Source organism: Mycobacterium sp. NGS29, assembly GCF_059812965.1.
This window is the reverse complement of the sequence record NZ_JCALDR010000017.1, coordinates 34,947-51,768: the sequence shown is the minus strand read 5'-3', so window position 1 is coordinate 51,768 and position 16,822 is coordinate 34,947. Positions and strand designations below refer to the sequence as shown.

The following is a 16,822-nucleotide window of genomic DNA, read 5'->3' as shown; positions in this document are numbered from 1 at the left end:
CGAACATAGTTAGTGCCCTAACTAATCAGTACGATGAACATAGACGGCATCGGCGCGGTGCCCGATCAATGCATCCCGATCAGGAGCGAACATGGCCTCCGCTCGCCCGAACCTGTGGCAGTACATCACCTATTCGTACGGGCGACGCCTGCCCGCCGCGATGCAGGAGTGGGTCGCCAATGACCTCGCGGGCCCGGGCGCGATCCGCCGCCACATGGTCCGGCTCTCGATCCCGCCGCTGCTGGTCCTGGCACCATTCTGGCTGTTGCCGGCGTCGGTGTACGTGCACACCGAGATGACCTTGCCGATCTACCTCTGGACCCTGGTAATGGCGTTTGCCCTGAACAAGGTGTGGCGCCGGCACCGGTTGGCCCAGCACGGTCTGGACCCCAATCTCGTCGACGTGCTCAACCGGGAAAAGAACGCGCGCCTGCACGAGGACTACGCACGCCGCTACGGGCCGCGCCCGCAATCGGCCGAGTGGCAGGCGAACAGCAGCCCGTTCTGAGTCGAGGAGGCAGCGCGATGGCCCGCGAACCGGCCACTGTCGCGGAGGTCGATCCGCTGTCCCTGGAGAGCCAGGTGTGTTTCGCGCTGGCCGTCACCAACCGCGCCGTGCTGGCCGTATATCGGCCCTTGCTGGAACCGCTCGGCCTGACCCATCCGCAGTATCTGGTCATGCTGGCGCTGTGGGACACCAGCAAAAAAGAGCGAAAACCGCTGTCGGTCAAAGATATTGCCACGCTGCTGCAGATGGATTCCGCCACCCTGTCGCCGATGCTCAAACGTCTGGCTGCACAGGGCCTGATCACGCGCACCCGCAGCACCACCGACGAGCGAACCACCCATGTCGAGTTGACCCCGAAGGGTCGCGACCTGCGCCGGGCGGCGTTGCAGGTACCCCCGGCCGTAGTGGAACGGCTCGGCGTGCAGCTTTCCGAACTCGATCAGCTACGTGAGCTGCTGACCGGGATCAATACCGCCGCGCGGGCTACCGCCCCGCTCGACCCGTAGCGGTCGGCCAAAATACTGTAAGGCATACAGTACGATTCCTGGGATGGCTGGCCGTGTCGTCCACACACCCACCTTCTGCCGCATCTGTGAGCCGTTGTGCGGCATGGTGGCCACCGTCGAGGACGGCAAGCTGGTCGCGCTGCGTCCCGACAAGGATCATCCGCTGTCCGCCGGTTTCGCCTGCCAGAAAGGCATCGCGTTCACCGAAGTGGTCAACGACCCCGACCGCATTCAGACACCCTTGCGCCGCACCGCTGACGGCTTCGAGCCCGTCTCGTGGGACGAGGCGCTCGACGACATCGCGGTCCGGGTTGCCGCGATCCACCGCAAGCACGGCTCGGGAGCGTTCGGCTGGTACCTGGGCAACCCGGCGGCGTTCAGTTACTCCCACCTGTTCGGGGCGATGTCGTTCATCAAGGGCATCGGCCGGCACAGCCACTTCTTCACGTCGTCTTCACAGGACACAAGCAGTCGGCTCATCGCCAGTCAATTGCTGTACGGATCGCCGATGTCGGTGCCGATCCCGGACCTGATGCGCACCGACCTGCTCGTCATGATGGGCGCCAATCCGGTTGTCTCCCATGGCAGCTTCCTGACGGCGCCGCGGATCAAGGACCGCATGCACGACATCGTCAAGCGCGGTGGTCGTGTGATCGTGGTCGACCCGCGCCGCTCCGAGACCGCCGCGCAGTTCGAATGGCTGGGCATCACGCCGGATGCCGACGCCTACCTGTTGCTGTCGCTGCTGCAGGTGCTGTTCGCCGAGGGCCTGGCCCACGATGTCGGCGCGCATGCCGACGGAGTGCGCTGGCTGGAAATGCAGTGTGCGCCTTTCACTCCCGAACGCACCGAACGCCACACCGGGATAGAGCCGGCAGTGGTGCGCTCGCTGGCCAGAACCTTATCTGACACCCCGCGCGCCGCGGTGTACGGGCGGCTGGGCACGTGTGTGGGCAGACACGGCACCCTGACCACCTATCTGATCGATGCGGTCAATCTGATCGCGGGCAACCTGGACCGCCCAGGCGGCAGCGTCTTCAGCACCTTGGGTATGCCCGGACAGAAGTGGGGACTGAAGTTGATGGGGTGGTCGTTGCGGCGCACCTACCGGCGCAACCGAACCCGCATCGGTGGCTTCGGCGCCGCCATCGGTGCCGAACCCGCGGCGCTGATGGCCAAGGAGATCACCACCGTCGGCGATCGGCAGATCAAGGCGCTGTTCGTCGGGGCCGGCAACCCGGTGCTTTCGGTCCCCAACGGCGACGAACTGGAACAGGCCGTCTCCCAATTGGACCTGATGGTCGGGCTGGACCTGTACGTCAACGAGACGACCGCCCACTGCGACTACGTGCTGCCCGTCACCACGATGTACGAACGCGACGACTTCGCAGTCACCTTCCAGACGTTCCAGGCCACCCCGTTTCGTCAGGTCACCGAAGCAGTGGTGGAGCCGGTGGGTCAGGCGCGCACGGAATGGGACATCATCACCGAGTTGATTGCGCGGACCACGGCTCGGACGCCCGCCTTCGTCGCCCTGACGGGTCTGCGTCGCATGTCGGTCTCGAGGGGCAGACGGTTGCAACCGCGACCTCTGGTCGACCTGATGATCCGATTGTCCGAGGGTGGCGACCTGTTCGGAATGCGGCGCCACGGGCTGACTTTCGCCCGGTTGGCCGGGAAGCACCCGCACGGTGTAGTGCTGAGTCCACACCTGCGCACCGGCGTGCTGAACGAGGTGGTGGCCTACCTCAACGGTCGAATCCGGCTGCAGCACAATGACATCTACGCCGAGATCAGTGCGCTGACCCGGCGCCGCAGTCCGGATGACTACCCGCTGCGGTTGATCGGTATGCGTGAGCCGCGGTCGGAGAATTCGTGGTTGCACAACTCGCCATTGCTGATGCGCGGCAACCGCTCTCACCATGCGGTGATGCACGCCGACGACGCCGCGCAACGCCACATCGCCGCCGGCGACACCGTGATGGTCCGTTCGCCGTTCGGGCAGATCAGGATTGCGGTGACCCTGACCACCGACCTGGTCCGCGGCACCATCGCCGTGCCCCACGGGTGGGGCCACAAAGGCACCGGGAGATGGCAATTGGCCAACCGGGCCGGCGGTGCGAACGTGAACCAACTGACATCGAGCCACCCCGATGACCTCGAGGCGCTGGCCGGCATGTCCTGGTTGACCGGTGTGCCGGTCGAGGTCGACGCCGTCGCGAGGTGAGCTGGTCGTCACCCCCGCGGGTCCGGGGTGCCCAACTGCTCGGCGAGCCAGGGCAGGGTCAACGCGAAGGCAGTGGCGGCCGACGGCCAGTCATGTCTGCCGGGCAGCGCGACCACCTGGCACGAAATGCCCTGCTCCGTACCGACTTTGCACAGGTGCTCGGCGGCGTCCTGGCCCACCCCTCTGCGGTGATCAGTTGAGCCGGGAACCGCGAAGAGACCGGACAGGTCGGCATAACCGCCGTGGCGGTTCATTGCCGTGGCCGGGTCGAACCGCCGGTATGCGTCGATGTCGCCGTCGAAAAGCCGGTCGATAGTCTGCGCAGGGGTCCCGGCGTTCGGACCGCTGTCGCCGCCGATGTCGACGAAAGCGCTGAAGATCTCCGGGTGTGTCACCGCGAGTCCGACCGCGCAGGTGCCGCCCGAGGAGAACCCGACGATGCCCCATCTGGTCTCGGCACCGAGGGCGAACAGGTCGCCGATCTCCGGGACCACCTCTGCGGTCAGGTGATCCGCGGAGTTGCCGCGTGACCCGTTGACGCATTCGGTGTCGACGGTGAATCCGCCGGTGGCGTCGGCGAATACGGCCACGGGCGCCTGACCGCCATGTGCTGCCGCGAGACTGTCCAGCGCGGCGGTGGCCCTGCCGACGCGAACCCAGTCCGCCGGCGTGTTGAACTCACCGCCGATCATCATGATGGCGGGCAGGGGCCTGCCCGAGAACCATGCCGGCGGCAGGTACACCCACTCGCGCCGGTGAGCGAAACCCGACTTGCCCGTGCTCGTGGTCACCGCCACCACCGCACCGTGTCGTGGGGTGACATGATCGCGCCGCATCGCTCGCGCGGTGTCCAGATCGAGCTCATTCGGCAATGGCCGGTTGGCCAATTGGCTCCATGCGGCATGCACGGTGGGGTAGTAACCCAGCCACCCGTTGATCGTCAGACCGATGCTGAGCAGACAGAACGACGCCGCGAACACCGACGCGTTGCGCCGCCACCCCCCGGCGCTCGCCCAGCCGGCCACAGCGACGGCGATGGCCAGGCCGGCCAGTGACACCCACAACCACAGCTGCCACGGCGCCGGCTCGCTGGCCAGCCCGAGCGTGCCGTAGTACCAGTGCACCGCCACCCCGGTGCTGACGCCCACCAGCACCGTCAGGGCGAACCAGCGCGTGCGCCACCGGCGCCCGACGGCATAGAGCAGCGCAGCGACGGTCACCACCTGCACCGCCGCTGGGATCGGTCCATGCATCAGCGAGCCGTGCCACACGGTGGTTCCTTCGATCAACAGCCTGGGAGTTTTACCCGAAGCTGCGCCCGGGAAACCCGCGGCGCCAGCACTTACTTCTGCTGCCTCAGCTGGGCCCTGGCTTCCTGCAGCGCGTTCGCGGCGTCACGGCCGTCCCGGCGCGCCTTTTCGTACCTGCTTCCGGCGCTGGCCAGGGCACGCTCGGCCTTGCTGAGGTCTGCCGCGGCCTGGTCCCGACGGGTCCGGGCGGTGTCTCGTTCGGCACGCCGGGCGGAAAGCACGCTGTCGGCCTGCGCGGCCGTCCGTTCCGCGGCGGCTACCGCTGCCGTCAACTTTTCGCGCCGGGCGGCCTCGACTTTTTGGTCGCGCTGCGACGTCTTGGCCGGCCGGGACGGTTTGTCCGCCGGCGCGGTCCGTTGGGTGGCCGCTGACACCGCCGCGCTGTCGCCGAAGTCGCCGAAGCCCGACCAACGTTCCGCCTTGACCAGGCGCCCGAGCCGCGCCCGCACGTCGGGGTCGGCGATCGCAGCTTGCAGGGTGCCCGCGACGTCGTCGCGCACCGCCGCCGACGGGTTTCTCACCTCGGCGGCATCGAATGCGGCGTCGGTGAGTTCGGTGACCAGGTGGTGTTGGCGGGCCGAAAGCTCCCGGATCTGCACGCCGTCCAGCGCGGCGTGCGCAGTGCGCAGACTCTCACCCAGCTCGGCCAGGCTGGCCCGTGCCTGACGACGCCCGAGCACCAATCGATTGACGATCCACGCCGCTGTGGTGGGTTTGCGGGCCGCTGAAATCCGTTTGGCCGCATCGGTATCGCCGCGTTGTTTGGCCGCCGCGGATAGCTTCCTCCGCTCGGCAGTGAACTGATCCGGCGGAATCCAGTACAGGGCATCGAGCTCGTCGTCGGCCATGACGTCATAGTCTCTCGCGGTGGGGTGAGCTATCCAACGGTTTGAAGCCACCGTCGGCGGCTACGTAGTTCGGTGATGAAAGCCAACAATCTCGCCCACCGACGGCGCCACATCGTGCTGGCCGTGCTCGTCGTCCTCGGGCTGCTCGGCGCCGCGGCGTGCCACTCGCCCGGCGGCGCATCCACTGCGACCGGTCCGGCGCGGGTGACAGTCACGCCGAGTCCGGACGCACGTGATGTCCAGCCGACGGCCCCGGTGCAGGTCAAAGCTGACACCGGGACCCTGGTCGAGGTGCGTATGGTCAACGACGCCGGCAAACCGATCGACGGCGTCCTGACACCGGACAGCACGGTGTGGAAACCGACCGGTCCGCTGGGCTACGCCCACACCTACACCCTCGACGTCACCAGCCGCGGAACCAATGGGGTTGAGAGTAAGCAGGTTTCGTCGTTCGCCACGGTGCGCCCGTCCAACCAGACCAAGGTGTCGTTCACCATGACGTCGGAGGCGGCGTTGCGCGAAGGCGGCACCTATGGAGTCGGAACGGTGGTCGTCGCGCACTTCGACGAGCAGATCACCGATCGGGCCGCCGCCGAACGCCAACTGGTTGTCACCACCGATCCCGCCGTGCCGGGATCCTGGTATTGGGTCGACGCCCACAACGCGCACTGGCGCCCGGAGCATTACTACGCGCCGGGCACCACCGTGACCGCCGAAGCCAGGATTTACGGTATTGCGCTGGGCGGCGGCATGTTCGGGCAAGAGGACAGCCGAGTGTCCTTTCGCATCGGCGATGCGCACGTCTCCATCGCCGACGACGCGACCAAGCTCATCAGCGTCTTCGACAACGGGAAACTGGTCCGGACCATGCCCACTTCCATGGGTATGGGCGGCACCGAGACCGTCGGCGGACGGACCTTGACCTTCTGGACACCGCCGGGTGTCTACACCGTGCTCGACCGGGGAAACCCCGTGGTGATGGATTCGTCGACCTTCGGGTTGCCGAAGAATTCCCGGCTCGGTTACCGCGAGATCATCAACTACGCCACCCGAATCAGCATCGACGGCATCTATCTGCATCAGCTCGATTCGACGGTATGGGCCCAGGGCCATACCGATACCTCGCACGGCTGCTTGAATCTCAACGGCGAGAACGCCAAATGGTTTTACGACTTCTCCGTGCCGGGTGACGTCGTCGAGGTGCACAACACCGGCGGTGCGGCGCTGAAGATCGAGCAGAACGGCGATTGGACGCTCAGCTGGGAGGAGTGGCGCAAAGGTAGCGCGCTGCCGCGCTCCTAGCCCGTTCGGGGCCGTTCACCGGATGTGCACGTGCATGTCCAGCGGCTCCGGCAACTCGTAGGCGCCCAGCATCTGTTCACGGACATATCCGGCCAGCGTGTCGCGTTCGCCGTCGGCCACCTCGAAGAGCAGATCGTCGCCGATCTGCAACACCATTCGCGACGTCAGCCGGGTAGCAGTGAGCACCTGGTCAATGCCGATCATCGCCAGCTTGAGGATGTCGGCCGCGCTGCCCTCCACAGCCATGGCGACCGCGTCCCGCTCCGCCGCGCGGCGCAGCCGGTTGTTTCCGCTGTCCAGGTCGGGCAGGTAGCGCCGGCGTCCCAGCAGGGTGGACGCATATCCCACGCGCCGGGCGTCTGCGACGAGTTCGCGTTCGCCACCTCCGCCGCTGAGGTACGCCGACAGCCGCGTCTCGAGCTGACGGTAGCTCGCGGTCATCACCTGGTAGCCGTCAGCCGCCACCACCGCAGCGCGCAACTGCGCACCGATCGCATCGTCGTGCAGATTCGGTTTCGACGACGACAGCCGGCCGGTGACGGTGCCGGTCTGCTGCAGGGTGGCGTGGGTGCGTCCGTCCGGCGCATGCGATTTCAGCAGGTCGGTACCGGCGAGCAGGGCGTGGTCCAGCGCGATGCCCGTCGACTCCAGCCGTGCCAGCACCCGGGCCACCGGTAGCTCCACCCGGCCCAGTAGTGACGACGCGTCGATACGGGCCAGTTCCTCGTCCAGCACGTCGGCGAGGTCGAGGACCGCGCAGGTCCGCAGCATCAGCGCCTGGATCGCGGACCGGTCCTCGGCAGCTGAAAGTAATTGCCAGTCAACAGCTTCCGCCGGCAGTGCGCACCGCATATGGCGCACCAGCAAGTCGTTGAGATCCAACCGCCGCTGCTCGGGGCGCGCTAGATGAGCCGCCAACAACGTATCCGAGGTCACCCCGCGCAGTGTCCAGCCGCAACCGGCCAGCGCATGCAACGTCGACTTCACGTCGTGCACCGCCTTGGGTGGGCCCGGGTCGGCCAGCCACGACGCCAGCGCCGCCTCGTCGTCCGGGTTCAGCGCGGCAATGTCGATATGCCGGCCGTCGCCGTCGGCCGCCACCACCGCCAGGGCGGTCGCGGGGCCGGCAGCACCGTTTGCGCCGACGACGGCCAGGCCGAACCGATTGCCCAGGCTGTGCTCAGCCAGCCACGGGGCGAGTTCACCGGCACGCAGTGCCCGCCCGCGAACGTCGAAACCACTCGGCACGTTCACTCCCCGGTCCAGGTCTGTTCGGCGACCCGGTAGAAGTTGCCGCCCAGCACGGCAGCGATGTCGGCGTCGGGCCAGCCGCGATCGCTCAGATGCTGACCGAGGGTGAGCAGGGTTTCCGGCGGCATCCACTGGATCGGTCCCCAGCGGGTGTAGCTGTCGTCGAAAAGGGCTGGATTGCGCCGTATTTCGTCGACGAAGTCGTCGTGGTCGAACGAGAAGTCGCTGCTGACACCGACGTGATCGACGCCGATCAGATCGACGGCGTATTCGAGATGGCGGGTCATGGCTTCCAGCGTTGGAGTGTTGGGCCCCAGGAAAATTCCCACGCCGGTGATGCCGACGACACCTCCGGTGGCGGCGCAGGCACGGGCCTGTTCATCGGTGATGTTGCGGGGATGGTCCCACACCGCGCGCAGGCACGAATGGCTGTACACCACCGGCCGGGTGGAAACCTCGCACATGTCCAGACCGGTACGGGTGCTGCAGTGTGACCCGTCGGCCACGATGCCGACGCGGTTCATTTCGGCGACGATGTCGGCGCCCCACCGGGTCAGGCCGGTGTCGTCGGCGTCCAGACATCCGCTGCCTGCCCGGTTGGCGTGGTTGTAGGTCGGCAACAGCGTGCGCAGCCCCAGTTCGGCGAGGGTGGCCAGGTTGCTCAAGTCGTCGTCCAACGGCGCGGAGTCTTCCAGGTCGAACACCACGGCAATCTGGCCGGACCCGGTGATCGCGGCGACATCGTCAGTGCCCGTGGCCAATTGCAGCTCCGGGTGGTCCCGGACCGCGGCTCGAAAGTGCTTCAGCAGCGCCATGGTGTCGGCGAAGGACTGCGGTGAATAGCCCACATTGACCGACAAAAGGGCCCCGCTCTCCCGCCGATAGCGGGTCAGCGGCTCAATGTCGGCGGTGAGTAGCAGGGGCAGACATGTGTGTTGATCCCACAGCAGGGTCGCCATGACACCCATGGTGCACGATCAGGCCCAGCGCATCGGTGTCACCGACCGGGTCGCCCGACCCGCCAGCTGCTCGAAATCATGGATCAGCAGGCTCTTGCTCTCGATGGAGACCCACCCGTAATCGGCGAATTCCAATAGGACCTTGTTGGCCGTCTCGCGGGACGTCCCGGCGAGCTGGGCGATCTCCTCCTGGGACAGGCCGTGATCGACCCGCCACGCCGTACCCGCGCGGACACCGAATCGCTTTGTCAGCAAGACCAACTGCTGGGCGACCCGGCCGGGGACGTCGTTGAAGACCAATTCCGAGACGATGTCGTTGGTACGACGAATCCGGCGCGCCAACAACCGCAGCAGTTGGTCGGCGACCTCCGGGCGCTCGTCGACCCAGGCCCGCAGGATGTCGCCGTCCATGACCGCTGCCCGGACCCGGGTGAGGGCCACCGCGGTGGATGAGCGCGGCGCCGGATCGAAAACCGAGAGTTCGCCAAGCATGTCGGACGGGCCCAGCAGGGTGATCAGCGTCTCGCGGCCGTCGCGGCCCCTACAACCGATCTTCACCTTGCCTTCGGCGATGATGTACAGGCAGTCACCTGCCTGTCCCTCGACGAAGATCGTCTGCCTGCGCGCGAACGTCACCCACCGCAGCGATTTGGTGACGTCGGCAAGCAATCCGCGGGCGACACCGTGGAACACTCCGGCGCGCGCCACCACGTCGTCCAGGCCCAGCTCGTCCACCAGACTCAGCCCCTCGCGCCTCGATACGCGTCGATATCTACCACGCGATGCGCACCAAATCCTACATCACGACTAGACGATCTGTCTGATTTGTCCAATCTGGTGTGCCCGACACGCATTTCGATTGCACCCCAACGGGTATGGATTTTCCTACCACCGCCGTCGGGACCGGTTGTCGTTCCCGGCACCGGAGATCCGTAGGCTGCATGCAGGCTTTGCCAGGGACACGACGGAGGTTGCATGGCCGATTCGAAGGCTGGACAGATCCCCATCGTCGACTATCTGGTGCTCGACGACGGCGAACCCCACCTCGTCGCGCGGGAATGCGCCAACTGCGGCGCCCGCTTCTTCGACCGGCGCAACGCGTGCGCGGGTTGTTTCCGGACGGACTTCACCACCGTCCCGGTGGCGACCGAAGGCACCGTGCGCACCTTCACCATCGTCACGTTCGCCGCACCCGGGATACCCACCCCGTTCGTCGCCGCGGTCGTCGACTGCGACGGCACTCAGGTCCGGGCCAATCTCATCAATGTCGAACCTGATCCCGAGCACGTTCGCGACGGGATGAAGGTACGGCTGACCACCTACCCGCTCGGTACCGACTCGGAAGGCACCGAGGCGATCGGCTTCGGGTTCGAGCCGGCCGCCTGACCTGATCACCGAAGAAGGAGCAGCGACGATGGCCGCCAGCGACGACATCTGGATCCTCGGGATCACGATGACCAAGTTCGGCAAGCACCCGGATCTGGACACCGTCGACCTGGCCGCCGAAGCGGCCACCGGAGCGCTCGCCGACGCCGGGCTGACCATGGCCGACATCGGTGTCATCGCCGCGGGCAACCTGATGGCGGCCAACGCCGGGATCGGTCAGCAGTTGCAGAAACAGATCGGCCAGACCGGCATCCCGGTGTACAACGTGGCCAATGCGTGCGCGACCGGCGCCACCGCGCTGCGCACCGCGATCATGGCTGTCAAAGCCGGCGAGGTCACCTACGGCATGGCCGTCGGCGTGGAGAAACTGTCCGGCGCGGGGCTGCTCGGCGGGGGCGGCACGAAGAAGTCCGACGCCGACGTGTGGGCGCCCAAGGGGCGTTACGGTGCGGTCGCGCCGGTCGACGGACGGATCGGCACCGAGGCCATGCCCGGTGTCTTCGCCCAGATCGGCACCGAATACGGCCACAAGTACGGCGGCACCAGCTTTGAATTGTTCGCCAAGATCAGCGAGAAGAACCACGCGCACTCGACGCTGAACCCACTGGCCGCCTACCAGAAACGGTTCACCCTCGAGCAGATCATGAACGACGTGATGATCGCCTATCCGAATACGCGGGCGATGTGCTCGGCAAACTGCGACGGCGCCGCGGCCGCCATCGTGTGCAACGGCACGACACTGAAAACACTGTCCCTGGAACAGCGCCGCCGGGCGGTGAAGGTGTCGGCATCGGTGCTGACCACCGACCCGTTCGAAGAGGGGTGCCAGGTGCTCCCGAACGTCAACACGCTGACCCGCAACGCCGCGGCCACCGCCTACGACGAGGCGGGCATCGGCCCGGCCGATCTGGACCTGGTCGAGTTGCACGACTGCTTCGCCACCGCCGAGCTGGTGCACTACGACAATCTGATGTTGTGCGAAGAGGGCGGCGCCGCCGACTTCTTCAACAGCGGCGCCACCTGGCGTGACGGCGCGACGCCGGTCAATGTGTCGGGCGGACTGCAGTCCAAGGGCCACCCCATCGCCGCGACCGGGATCGCCAACATCTGGGAGGTCTGCCACCACCTGCGCGGCGAGGCCGGCGACCGTCAGATCGACAACGCCAAGGTGGGGCTCGCCCACGTGATCGGCCTGGGCTCCGCGTGCGGCGTCCATGTGTTGGAGAAGTCGGCGGTCTGAAACATCATCCCGACGCCAGTTGGGTAACCAGATATCGCGACACGCGTGTGTCCCGACGCTCAATTCCGTACCGACGACGAAAGACGCGAAAACATGCAGGCAGCGGTGACCCCCGAAGCGGAGCACGCGATCACCGAGATCGCCCAGCGTCACGGCCTTTCCCGCGAAGCGGTGCTGGCCATGCTGTTCGCCATCCACACCGGGGGTGGCACGATGGCCCAGTTCTCCATCCCCGAACTCGGCGGCTCCGGCCAATGGATGCGGGGTGGGATGACGATGGTGGGCAACATGTTCGACAACGCGCTCAAAGCCCGGGTCGACGCGCTGTGCAACGAATTGTCCCAGCTGATCACCACGACCACCGTGTTCCGCGGGTCGGGTTCGCAATCCCAGTCGCAATCCCAGGGCGCCGGGTTCCAGACCGGCTTCACCTCGTCCAATTGGTGGCCCGCGGACCTGGGGGTACCGAGTTCGACCGGCGGGCAGAACGACGCGCGCTACGCCGTCTTTCCCAACACCCGCCGGCTGGCGATGCAGATCAACGGTGTGACAAAGGTTTTCGACACCGGTGAGCACCAGATCAACGGGGTGCAACAACAGCAGGGCGGTGGATACGGTTCGGTGAACTTCACCAGCCAGTTCGGCACCTTCGACGTGTCGAGTCTGCGTGAGCTCGGTGCGCAGCAGGTGGCAGAAACCCCCGCCGCTGCCCCCGCCCCGCAGTCCCAACTCCCGGCGGCGCCACCATCACCGGCCCACGCCGCGCCCGGGGGTTCCGACGATTCCGCGAGCATTGTCGCCGCCATCGAGTCGCTGGCCGGGCTGCATCAGCGCGGGATCCTGTCCGACGAGGAGTTCGCGGCGAAGAAAGCCGAGCTGCTCGGACGCCTTTGAGCAGCGCGGCCAGCACGCCGAGCGCCGGAATAGGCCGGGCGGGAGGCCGCGTTTGAACCCGCATGAAGAAGTTCTCCGAGACCGAGCGTCAGCAATTCCTCGCCGACACGCATGTCGCTGTGCTGTCCGTCGACGCCGCCGACGGCCGCCCGCCCGCCAGCGCTCCGATCTGGTATGACTACACCCCCGGAGGAGACATCCGGATCACCACCGGCCCCACGACTCGCAAAGCCAGATTGATCGAGCGAACCGGTGCGGTGACGCTGGTGGTGCAGCGCGAGGAGCCGCCGTACCAGTACGTGGTGGTGGAAGGCACCGTCGTGGACACCACCTCGCCCGCCCCGGCAGCGGCGCAGCTGGAGATCGCTGTCCGCTACCTGGGCGAGGAAGGTGGGCGTGCCTTCGCTCGTTCCCTGGAAGGTGAAGAGACCGTGCTGTTCACCATCCGGCCTGACCGCTGGCTCACCGCCGATTTCTCCGACGAGCAGTAACCGCCGGATCTGCCTCGCGCGCAATACAGTTCGGCCCCCGTCGGTGTGAGAAGACGGCGCCCGGGTATACCAGCGCCGTGAACGCATCCGCGCGGGCGAGCGCCGGCCACGACGCATGAGTGGACGTCCCGAGCCTGTTCCCGACGACCTGCGCCGCGTGGCGGACGCGCACGGCGTGGCCACCAGTTACCGCAACGAGCGCCGCGAACCCGTCGACGTCGACGCCGACGTCGTCATCCGGGTGTTGGGGCTGCTGGACATCGAGGCCGGAACCGCGGCCGACCGGCGGCGCGAATTGGCCAGGCTCGCCGCACTCGACGAGCGGGGCGCGCCGGCGCCCACCATCGCGGTGCGTCTCACCGGCCGGTCGCATCCGCTGCCCGGCGCGGTATTGCTGGAAGCCGAAGACGGTGCGCAGACCGCGGTGCGCGACGAACTGCCCGCCGAGCTGCAGCCGGGCTGGTATCGGCTGCGCACCCGGGACGGCCAGCAGGTGACCCTGGTGGCAGCACCTCCCGAGGTGCCCGCGGCCCCGGCCACCTGGGGATGGATGCTGCAGCTCTACGGGCTGCGCTCGGCTCGCTCGTGGGGCATCGGAGATCTCGCGGACCTGCGGGAGTTCCTCCGGTGGACCGCCACCGAACACGGTGCCGGCGCCGTGCTGCTCAACCCGCTGCACGCGCCGGGCCCGACACACCCGGTGCAGCCCTCCCCGTACACCCCGTCGAGCCGCCGGTTCGCCAACCCACTGGCGCTGTGCATCGAGGATCTCGGCGCGTACCGGCGCGCTGACCCGGACACCCGTGCGGAGGTGGACGCGCTGCGGGTGTCGGCGAGCATCCCGCGGATCGACCACGATCTGGTGTGGGCGGCCAAACGGGCTGCGCTGGAGTTGTTGTGGCGTTCCGAAGGACGGCCGGCTCCGCGCCAGGACACGCCGCCGGGCCTGATCGACTGGGCCACCTACTGCGCGTTGGCCGAACGGCACGGCGGCCGGTGGAGCCGGTGGCCCGCGCCGCTGCGGGACGTTCGAAGCCAGGCGGTCAGCGCGGCGCGCCGGGAGCTGGCGCCGCGGGTCGCCTTTCACACCTGGGTGCAGCAGCGATGTGCGGAGCAACTGACCGCGGTGCGGCAGTCGGCCCGCGAGGCGGGCATGGCGCTGGGTGTGCTGCACGACCTCGCGGTGGGCGTCGACCCCGAAGGCGCCGATGCGTGGGCGCTGGCCAATGTCCTGGCCACCGGGGTGAGCGTCGGCGCGCCACCGGACAATTTCACCCCCCGCGGCCAGGACTGGGGATTGCCCCCGTGGCGACCCGACCGGCTGGCCGCTACCGGTTACCAACCGATGCGGGAGATGGTGCGCGCTGTGCTCGCCCATGCTGACGGGCTGCGGATCGACCACGTGGCCGGGCTGTGGCGACTGTGGTGGATCCCGCCCGGCGACAGCCCCGACCGCGGCACCTACGTGCATTACGACGCCGACGTGATGCTGGCCGTGCTGGCTCTGGAAGCGCACCGCGCCGGGGCCACCGTGGTGGGCGAGGACCTGGGCACCGTCGAACCCGAGGTCACCGAAGCGCTGGCCGCCAACGGGATGTTGGGCTGTGCGGTGTCCTGGTTCACCCGTGACCAGTCCGCGCCGGACGAGCCGTTGCTGCCGGCGGCGCGCTGGCCGACGCGGGCGGCCGCCACCATCTCCACGCACGACCTGCCGACAGCGGCCGGTTTCCTCAGCGCCGAGCATGTGCGGGCGCGCGCTGATCTGGGTCTGCTCGACGACGTCCCCGCCGAGCAGGCCAACGCCGCGAAGGAACGCGCCGAATGGTTGGCGCTGCTGCGTTCCGAAGGGCTGCTCGACGACGCGACCGAGCCGGACGAGAACGCGATCATCGTGGCGATGCACCGCTTCCTGGCCTCGACCCCGAGCCGGTTGAAGTTGATCTCGCCCTACGACGTCCTGGGCGAGACCCGCCAGCCCAACCTGCCGGGCACTGTCGATGAGTATCCGAACTGGCGGCTACCGCTGCCGCAGACCTTGGAGCAGTTGCGTGACGACGGACGGGTCGCCGAAACGACGGCCCTGTTCGGCGCGGGCCGCACTCAGGCGTGACGTAGCACCAGCAACTCGCCGGTCAGGACCCCGTCGCCGAGCAGCCGGCCAATTCTGGAACTCTGGCGTTCGGCCAGTTCCCAGGCCTCGGTGTGGCCGTAGCGTTCGGCGAGCGTGTCGGTGACGGTGTCCACCTGCTCGTTCCACGTCTCCGGGATCGGCGGCAACTCTGCGGTCCCCAGCTGTTGCTGCACGCGTAGCGCGGACCGGTGCACCAGGTCGTCGAGCTCGTCGACAGTCGGAAAATGGTTGCCGGCAAGGTAATCCGGCGGCAGCGTGTCGTGAGCGAGGAAGACGAGCAACCCAACGCGGCCCGGTGGCCGGACGATGCGACGCAGTTCGGTGAGCAACCCCAGCTGATCGGACATGGTGCACAACACGCCCAGCGACCAGGCGGCGTCGAAACTGGCGTCCGCTACCGGCAACTTGTCGCCGGCGGCACACAGCACCGGGTGGCTGAACAACAGCTTCGCCGCGCGGCACGCGCCCGCCTCCGGCTCGACCAGAACGGGCTGCACCGAGCGTGCTTGTGCCGCATAGGCGGCGGGGCCTCCGACGCCGGCTCCCGAGTCCAGCAACCGAGTACCCGAGGTCAGCCCCATCTGCTCGATCAGCCAGTCCAGGGCCGCCGGACTGCCACTACCCCGACATCCCGCCGGCACGTAGTGGTCCGGTCCCAAGTCGAGGGCCACTTGTGCCGTCCACTCCGCGATCGTGTCGAATTCGGCCTCCATCGCCTCGGTCACCGGACACCCTCCCGAATCCGCCGTCCAACTTCGGCCTTGATCTGCGCACCAACGCGGGCCCCGGACGATGACGCCAGCCCCGACACGTTCACGCCCTCGACACCCTCGATGGCCAGCAGCGCGTGCGCCTCGTCGACCGCCGCGGAAATGCCCGCGGCCACCGGGTCCGGCGCGTCCAGCACCTGTCTGGCCACAACCGGGTCGAGTTCGAGGCCGGGCAACCCCTCCAGGACGGCCGCCGACACACTGTCGGTGAACACCGCGACGGCGGCAATGACCGGGATCGACAACCCCGCTGCCCGCGCCGCCGCCATGAACTCGGCGATCATGTCCGGGGCGGGCACATGGTTGAGCACCGCCAGGCTGGCTCCGGCACGTTGCTTCTCGACCAGCCGTCGGGGCCGGGCGGCCACCGGCGGGGCCGTCGGCGTTTCCGGCACTGCCGCGACCATTCCGACCGAGGCGGCCAGGGCGACCAGGCGCGGCCCGTCGAGATCGAAGGTCTGGGTGACGTCCGGGCGCACGTCGTAACCGCGTCCGTCACCGGTTACGCAGAGCACGGTGTCGACACCGACGCTGCGCAGCCCCCGGAGTTCCTGCTCGAGAACCACGCGGTTGCGATCCCGGCAGGACAGGGTGATCAGCGGCACGACGCCGGCGTCGAGCAGCATCGCCCCCATCAACGTGGGGGGGAAATCCGGTTTGTTCTGGTGCTCGCCGACCAGGACGGCGTCACAGGCGGGTCCCAGGATCGCGGCCGTGGCGGCGATGTCGTCGCGATCGAACGGTGTAGCGCTGAAATCGGTCAGCACCAGCGGAACGCGCGCAGCAACTGCGCTGGGCGAGGGCCCAGCCCAGGGCACCACATCGTCGAACGCGCAGGCTCCGGCGCGCATCTCGCACTGGCCGTCCGGCCGCACGCCCCCGCAGGGCCCGAACGTCATCCGTTTCGGACATCCGGCGAACGTCGACATCGTCGGCCCTTTCGGCGGCAAGCAGTGATCGGTGAACGCAGGGGCGGATACCCCGTGACCCGCCGGGGCA

At 67.8% G+C, this 16,822-nt stretch carries 15 protein-coding genes and 1 pseudogene; 9 read left to right on the top strand and 7 right to left on the bottom strand.

From position 1 onward, the window contains the following. The first annotated feature begins 91 nt into the window (after positions 1-91). Genes AC5Y5Z_RS20395 through AC5Y5Z_RS20385 form a run of 3 tightly spaced genes read left to right on the top strand, consistent with a single transcriptional unit; the run spans position 92 to position 3,241 of the window. Positions 92-508, top strand: a complete 417-nt coding sequence (locus AC5Y5Z_RS20395) for a DUF5313 domain-containing protein (protein WP_473138768.1) — start codon at positions 92-94, stop codon at positions 506-508. Between the two features lie 17 nt (positions 509-525). Next, the gene (locus AC5Y5Z_RS20390) at positions 526-1,014 is read left to right on the top strand and encodes a MarR family winged helix-turn-helix transcriptional regulator (RefSeq protein ID WP_463826384.1); all 489 of its coding nucleotides are present in this window, start codon (positions 526-528) and stop codon (positions 1,012-1,014) included. Positions 1,015-1,057: 43 nt separating this feature from the next. Continuing rightward, positions 1,058-3,241 (top strand): molybdopterin-containing oxidoreductase family protein, encoded by a 2,184-nt coding sequence (locus AC5Y5Z_RS20385; protein ID WP_499927164.1) that lies wholly within the window; start codon positions 1,058-1,060, stop codon positions 3,239-3,241. An 8-nt stretch (positions 3,242-3,249) separates the two neighbouring features. On the opposite strand, the gene AC5Y5Z_RS20380 is transcribed toward AC5Y5Z_RS20385, so the two are convergent. Continuing rightward, a complete protein-coding gene (locus AC5Y5Z_RS20380; protein ID WP_473138766.1) occupies positions 3,250-4,512 on the bottom strand; it encodes an alpha/beta hydrolase-fold protein in 1,263 nt (420 codons plus the stop codon). A 71-nt stretch (positions 4,513-4,583) separates the two neighbouring features. Next, complete coding sequence (locus AC5Y5Z_RS20375) at positions 4,584-5,399, bottom strand: hypothetical protein (RefSeq protein WP_499927162.1); 816 nt, start codon at positions 5,397-5,399, stop codon at positions 4,584-4,586. Between the two features lie 75 nt (positions 5,400-5,474). Here AC5Y5Z_RS20375 and AC5Y5Z_RS20370 point away from each other — a divergent pair, with 75 nt between their 5' ends. Further along, a complete protein-coding gene (locus AC5Y5Z_RS20370) occupies positions 5,475-6,701 on the top strand; it encodes a L,D-transpeptidase (protein ID WP_463826380.1) in 1,227 nt (408 codons plus the stop codon). A gap of 15 nt (positions 6,702-6,716) precedes the next feature. On the opposite strand, the pseudogene AC5Y5Z_RS20365 reads toward AC5Y5Z_RS20370, so the two are convergent. The 3 genes and pseudogenes from AC5Y5Z_RS20365 to AC5Y5Z_RS20355 form a co-directional block, all read right to left on the bottom strand. Further along, positions 6,717-7,949: pseudogene (locus AC5Y5Z_RS20365) on the bottom strand (DNA polymerase); the annotation flags it as partial. Positions 7,950-7,951: 2 nt separating this feature from the next. Further along, positions 7,952-8,911 carry a dipeptidase gene (locus AC5Y5Z_RS20360; protein ID WP_499927160.1) on the bottom strand — a complete coding sequence of 320 codons (960 nt, stop codon included), beginning with the start codon at positions 8,909-8,911 and terminating at the stop codon, positions 7,952-7,954. An 18-nt stretch (positions 8,912-8,929) separates the two neighbouring features. Further along, positions 8,930-9,631: a Crp/Fnr family transcriptional regulator gene (locus tag AC5Y5Z_RS20355; protein WP_499927250.1), complete on the bottom strand. Its 702-nt coding sequence runs from the start codon at positions 9,629-9,631 to the stop codon at positions 8,930-8,932. Positions 9,632-9,886: 255 nt separating this feature from the next. Here AC5Y5Z_RS20355 and AC5Y5Z_RS20350 point away from each other — a divergent pair, with 255 nt between their 5' ends. From AC5Y5Z_RS20350 to malQ, 5 genes are all read left to right on the top strand, one after another. Then, positions 9,887-10,297 (top strand): Zn-ribbon domain-containing OB-fold protein, encoded by a 411-nt coding sequence (locus AC5Y5Z_RS20350; RefSeq protein WP_463826378.1) that lies wholly within the window; start codon positions 9,887-9,889, stop codon positions 10,295-10,297. 28 nt (positions 10,298-10,325) lie between these two features. Beyond that, positions 10,326-11,537, top strand: coding sequence for a thiolase family protein (locus AC5Y5Z_RS20345; RefSeq protein WP_473138763.1), 1,212 nt, complete (start codon positions 10,326-10,328; stop codon positions 11,535-11,537). 93 nt (positions 11,538-11,630) lie between these two features. Continuing rightward, positions 11,631-12,431, top strand: coding sequence for an SHOCT domain-containing protein (locus AC5Y5Z_RS20340; protein WP_499927157.1), 801 nt, complete (start codon positions 11,631-11,633; stop codon positions 12,429-12,431). Positions 12,432-12,493: 62 nt separating this feature from the next. Then, positions 12,494-12,922 (top strand): pyridoxamine 5'-phosphate oxidase family protein, encoded by a 429-nt coding sequence (locus AC5Y5Z_RS20335; RefSeq protein ID WP_499927155.1) that lies wholly within the window; start codon positions 12,494-12,496, stop codon positions 12,920-12,922. A gap of 115 nt (positions 12,923-13,037) precedes the next feature. After that, positions 13,038-15,032, top strand: a complete 1,995-nt coding sequence (gene malQ, locus AC5Y5Z_RS20330; protein ID WP_499927153.1) for a 4-alpha-glucanotransferase — start codon at positions 13,038-13,040, stop codon at positions 15,030-15,032. On the opposite strand, the gene AC5Y5Z_RS20325 is transcribed toward malQ, so the two are convergent. Then, the gene (locus tag AC5Y5Z_RS20325; RefSeq protein WP_499927151.1) at positions 15,023-15,778 is read right to left on the bottom strand and encodes a class I SAM-dependent methyltransferase; all 756 of its coding nucleotides are present in this window, start codon (positions 15,776-15,778) and stop codon (positions 15,023-15,025) included. The genes malQ and AC5Y5Z_RS20325 overlap by 10 nt on opposite strands. Continuing rightward, positions 15,775-16,752 carry a methylenetetrahydrofolate reductase gene (locus tag AC5Y5Z_RS20320; RefSeq protein ID WP_473138759.1) on the bottom strand — a complete coding sequence of 326 codons (978 nt, stop codon included), beginning with the start codon at positions 16,750-16,752 and terminating at the stop codon, positions 15,775-15,777. Before AC5Y5Z_RS20320 ends, AC5Y5Z_RS20325 begins: the two co-directional genes overlap by 4 nt. Positions 16,753-16,822 lie beyond the last annotated feature (70 nt).

What these genes read in the sequence shown, in the direction of transcription:
- AC5Y5Z_RS20395 (WP_473138768.1), top strand. Translation starts at nt 92, where the DNA reads ATGGCCTCCGCTCGCCCGAACCTGTGGCAGTACATCACCTATTCGTAC.
- AC5Y5Z_RS20390 (WP_463826384.1), top strand. Translation starts at nt 526, where the DNA reads ATGGCCCGCGAACCGGCCACTGTCGCGGAGGTCGATCCGCTGTCCCTG.
- AC5Y5Z_RS20385 (WP_499927164.1), top strand. Translation starts at nt 1,058, where the DNA reads ATGGCTGGCCGTGTCGTCCACACACCCACCTTCTGCCGCATCTGTGAG.
- AC5Y5Z_RS20375 (WP_499927162.1), bottom strand. Translation starts at nt 5,399, where the DNA reads ATGGCCGACGACGAGCTCGATGCCCTGTACTGGATTCCGCCGGATCAG.
- AC5Y5Z_RS20370 (WP_463826380.1), top strand. Translation starts at nt 5,475, where the DNA reads ATGAAAGCCAACAATCTCGCCCACCGACGGCGCCACATCGTGCTGGCC.
- AC5Y5Z_RS20360 (WP_499927160.1), bottom strand. Translation starts at nt 8,911, where the DNA reads ATGGCGACCCTGCTGTGGGATCAACACACATGTCTGCCCCTGCTACTC.
- AC5Y5Z_RS20350 (WP_463826378.1), top strand. Translation starts at nt 9,887, where the DNA reads ATGGCCGATTCGAAGGCTGGACAGATCCCCATCGTCGACTATCTGGTG.
- AC5Y5Z_RS20345 (WP_473138763.1), top strand. Translation starts at nt 10,326, where the DNA reads ATGGCCGCCAGCGACGACATCTGGATCCTCGGGATCACGATGACCAAG.
- AC5Y5Z_RS20340 (WP_499927157.1), top strand. Translation starts at nt 11,631, where the DNA reads ATGCAGGCAGCGGTGACCCCCGAAGCGGAGCACGCGATCACCGAGATC.
- AC5Y5Z_RS20335 (WP_499927155.1), top strand. Translation starts at nt 12,494, where the DNA reads ATGAAGAAGTTCTCCGAGACCGAGCGTCAGCAATTCCTCGCCGACACG.
- malQ (WP_499927153.1), top strand. Translation starts at nt 13,038, where the DNA reads ATGAGTGGACGTCCCGAGCCTGTTCCCGACGACCTGCGCCGCGTGGCG.
- AC5Y5Z_RS20320 (WP_473138759.1), bottom strand. Translation starts at nt 16,752, where the DNA reads ATGTCGACGTTCGCCGGATGTCCGAAACGGATGACGTTCGGGCCCTGC.